We start from the raw sequence: 3822 nt of genomic DNA, 5'->3' as shown, positions 1-3822 counted from the left end.
GTCGTCACCGGGCTCGGGGTCGACGAAGCGGATGGCGCCGCCGTGGAGCTCGGTCACCCAGCGCGCGATCGCCAGGCCGAGCCCGGTGCCGCCGCCCTCGGCGGTGCTGAGGGTGCCGAACGGCTCGAAGACCCGCTCGCGGTCGTCGGCCGCGACGCCGGCGCCCTGGTCGTGGACCTCGATCCGGTAGCGATCCCCGAAGCGGGCTGCGCTGACGTGGACGGTCCCTGCCGCCGGGCTGTGCCGGGAGGCGTTGTCGAGCAGGTTCGCCACGAGCTGCCGGAGCCGGGCGGGATCGGCGCGGACGACGAGGTCACCGGGTTGCACCTGGATGTCGTACTCGACCTGGCGGCCGAGCACCCGCGCCTCGGCGACGGCGTCCTCGAGCAGCTCCCGGATCCGGACCGGCTCGGGGTTCAGCGGCGCCTTGCCGGCGTCGACCTTGGCGAGGTCGAGCAGGTCCTCGACCAGGCCCGCCATCCGCTCCGCCTGGGCGAGTGCGGCGGGCAGGGCGTCGGGGTCGCGAGGGGCGACGCCGTCGACCGCGTTCTCCAGCACGGCGATCAGGCCGGCCAGCGGGGTGCGCAGCTCGTGGCTGACGTTGGCCACCAGCTCGCGTCGCTGCCGGTCGACGGTGGCCAGGTCGCGCGCCATCGTGTTGAAGGCGCGGGCCAGCTCGCCGACCTCGTCGCTCGAGGTGTCGGTGACCCGGACGGCGTAGTCGCCGGTCGCCATCCGGCGCGCGGCCTCGGTCATCTGCCGCAGCGGCGAGGTCATGCCGACGGCGAGCAGCTGGGTCACCGCGAGCGCCAGGAGGATGGTGACCGGGATGCTCAGCAGCACCGGCACGCCGGCGCTGCGCCCGAGGGAGGCGATGGTCGCGGCCACCGTGACGCTGGCGGCCACCAGGAGCCCGAGCTTGACCTTGAGCGAGGTGACCCGCGCCAGGGGCTGGGAGCGAGGCTGGCTCACGCGGGGCTCCCCGTCTCGAGCGCATAGCCGACGCCGTGGGCGGTCCGGATCAGGTCGGCGCCGACCTTCGCGCGCAGTCCCTTGACGTGGCTGTCGACGGTCCGGGTCCCGGTGGCGCCGGCCCAGCCCCAGACCTCGGCGAGCAGCCTCTCGCGGGTCACCACGGCGCCGGGCGTGGCGGCCAGGCAGAGCAGCAGGTCGAACTCGGTCGGCGTGAGCCGGACCTCCTCGCCGCCGCGCCAGACCCTGCGGGCGGGACCGTCGACCCGCAGGTCGCCGAGTTCGAGGGCCCGCCGTCCGGCCAGGTCGGCGGCGCGCTCCACCCGGCGCAGCAGCGCCGAGACGCGCGCCACGAGCTCGCGCATGCGGAACGGCTTGGTCAGGTAGTCGTCGGCTCCGACCCCCAGCCCGACCAGCACGTCGGCCTCGTCGGTGCGAGCGGTGAGCATCAGGACCGGTACCGGGCGCTCGGCCTGGATGCGCCGGCAGACCTCGTGGCCGTCGAAGCCGGGAAGCATCACGTCGAGCACGACCAGGTCCGGCTGCAGCTCGGCATCCGCCGCGACGGCGCCGGGCCCGTCCCAGGCCCGCACGACGTCGTACCCCTCGGCCGCCAAGCGGTCGGCGACAGCCTGGTTGATGACCGTGTCGTCCTCCACGACGAGGACCCGTCGGCTGGCGCTGCTCATGCTCGAAGGCTACGAGCGCGTGGCGTCGGAAGTGGGGGACGACGTGTGGAGGTTCTGTGCAGATCTCCCCGCAGGGCCGCTGGCGCCGCCCGAGGTCACTCCTGCGACGGGGTCATCGCCCAGCGGATGGTGCCCACCGCCACCGCGCCGAGGGCGCGCACCACGGTCTGCTCGGCGATCGGCAGCCAGGGCAGCCTCAGGTGCCGGCGGCTCCACACCGGCAGCAGCCCGATCGCGGCCGTGCACAGCACGCCGTACGGCGCCCTGGCGGCGAGGGGCAGCGGGGGCTTGAGGAGCAGGTAGCGCACCGCCTCCCGGGCCTCTCGGCTCCCCCGCAGCTCGGGGCGGAAGGAGTCCAGCGCCTCACGCAGCTCGGCGACGGTGGTCGGCGGGTCGACCACGCCGAGCCGCCGCGCCACCTCCGCCGCCTCCGCGACGTACCGGTCGGACTCGGCGCGGTCCAGCGGGTGCCGGCCGTAGGTCTGGTGGGCGAGCAGGAAGCTGTCGACCTCCGCCACGTGCACCCACCGCAGGAGGTGCGGGTCGCTGGCGGAGTACGGCGTGCCGTCGGGGCCGATGCCGGTGACCCGGTCGTGGATGGCGCGGACGACGTCCACCGCCTGCTGGGCGTCGTCCACCGTGCCGAACGTGGTCACGGCGAGGAACCGGCTGGTCCGCGCCAGTCGGCCCCACATATCACCCCGGAACCCGGAGTGCTCGGAGACGGCGCGCATCGCCACCGGGTGCAGGGTCTGCAGCAGCAGGGCGCGGATCCCGCCCACGAACATCGACGCGTCGCCGTGGACCCGGGTGATCGGGCTCCCGGGCTCGAACCAGCGCGGACCGGGGGTCCCGTGGATCCGCTCGCGGTGCCGGGCTCCGTCGGGGCCGGCCACCCTCAGGAACAGCGCCTCCCCGAGCCACTCGCGGATCGCCGTCAGGTGGCGCTGTCGATCGATGACCCCCTGGATCTGGCTCATCGGACGACCTCCGGTCCCGGAGCGCGCACGACGCGCTCGTGAGCCAAGTAGATACCCGGCCGGTCCAGGCTCAGCCCTCGGTCTGGATCTGCCCCAGCCCCTTCTCGAACCACGCCCGCGCGTAGGGGTTGTCGTTGTAGCGGCCGATCCGGCGGTAGCCGGCCCGCTCGTACAGGGCGATCGCCTCGAGGAGGGAGTCGTTGGTGTCCAGCACGACCCGCGTGAATCCGCGGTCGCGGGCGAGCGCCTCCAGGTGGCGCAGCATCCGCGCGCCGAGGCCGGCGCCGCGCCAGCCGGGATCCACCCACATCCGCTTGACCTCCGCGGTGACGTGGTCGAGGTCGGGCAGTGGACGCAGGCCGCCGTGGGCCACCGGCCGGCCGTCGCTGGTGGCCACGACGGACGTGGTGCCGGGCTGCGGCTCCTCGGGTCCGCCGGGGTCGAAGCCGGCCGGGAAGCGCTCGTCGAGCTCGTCGAAGTACCGAGCGGTCGCCTCACGCGCGACCGGGTCGCCGGGCGCCACCTCCCGCAGCTGCACGGTCGCCGCCCGCACCAGCAGGTCCGCGGTCGCGAGCGCCTCGGCGAGGCGCTCCTGCTGTCGTGTGGTCAGCGGGTCCACGAGCTGGGCGGCGAGTGCCTCCGAGCGCTCGTCGAGCTCGCGCCAGGCCTTCCTCCCGTCCTGGGTCAGCCGGACCAGGCGACGGCGACCGTCGTCCGGGTCGGGCGCGGTCTCCACCAGGCCCTCGCCCTCCAGGCTGCGGAGCATGCGCGCGACGTGCCCGCTGTCGAGGCCGAGCTGCTCGCGCAGGTCCCGCACGGTCGTGTGGTGGCGAGATCCGATCTCGAACAGCAGCCGGCTCACGGCCAGCGCGCGCCCGGTGCCGAGGAAGGACTCGTCCAGCACGCCGATCCGCTGGGTGTAGGTCCGGTTGAAGCCGCGGAGGACCGCGATCGTCGTACTCACAACGTCTGACTTTAGTCAGATAACCTCCCGGGTCAACCGCGGTGGGACGACCGGCGTACGCCGCCAGCGAACAACGCTGTCGCCCGGCACCGCGGGCGCCTAGGTTCGGTTCATGGGCGATGTGATCAGGTTCCCCGCGCGGCCGACCGTTCCCGAGCGCAGCGAGCGGCCGGAGCGCCGCGAGCCGAGGCGCGCCCCCGAGGGCGAGCAGCCGCTG

General features: G+C 74.4%; 4 protein-coding genes. All 4 read right to left on the bottom strand.

The genetic code is table 11. The features are described 5' to 3' along the window. Nucleotides 1-972, bottom strand: a 972-nt coding sequence (locus E7Z54_RS19655; RefSeq protein WP_136436416.1) for a HAMP domain-containing sensor histidine kinase, incomplete at its 3' end; no start/stop codon positions are given. Further along, on the bottom strand, nt 969-1661 hold the full coding sequence (locus E7Z54_RS19650; protein ID WP_136436415.1) for a response regulator transcription factor: 693 nt from the start codon (nt 1659-1661) through the stop codon (nt 969-971). The genes E7Z54_RS19650 and E7Z54_RS19655, both read right to left, overlap by 4 nt. Nucleotides 1662-1756: 95 nt before the next feature. After that, on the bottom strand, nt 1757-2641 hold the full coding sequence (locus E7Z54_RS19645; RefSeq protein WP_136436414.1) for an oxygenase MpaB family protein: 885 nt from the start codon (nt 2639-2641) through the stop codon (nt 1757-1759). Nucleotides 2642-2711: 70 nt separating this feature from the next. Then, nucleotides 2712-3605, bottom strand: coding sequence for a bifunctional helix-turn-helix transcriptional regulator/GNAT family N-acetyltransferase (locus E7Z54_RS19640; protein WP_136436413.1), 894 nt, complete (start codon nt 3603-3605; stop codon nt 2712-2714). Nucleotides 3606-3822: the final 217 nt, after the last annotated feature.

The sequence above is a fragment of the Nocardioides sp. genome (assembly GCF_004803405.1).
GTDB lineage: Bacteria > Actinomycetota > Actinomycetes > Propionibacteriales > Nocardioidaceae > Nocardioides > Nocardioides vastitatis.
The sequence above is the reverse complement of the archived record's forward strand: the minus strand, read 5'-3'. Positions and strand labels throughout refer to the sequence as shown.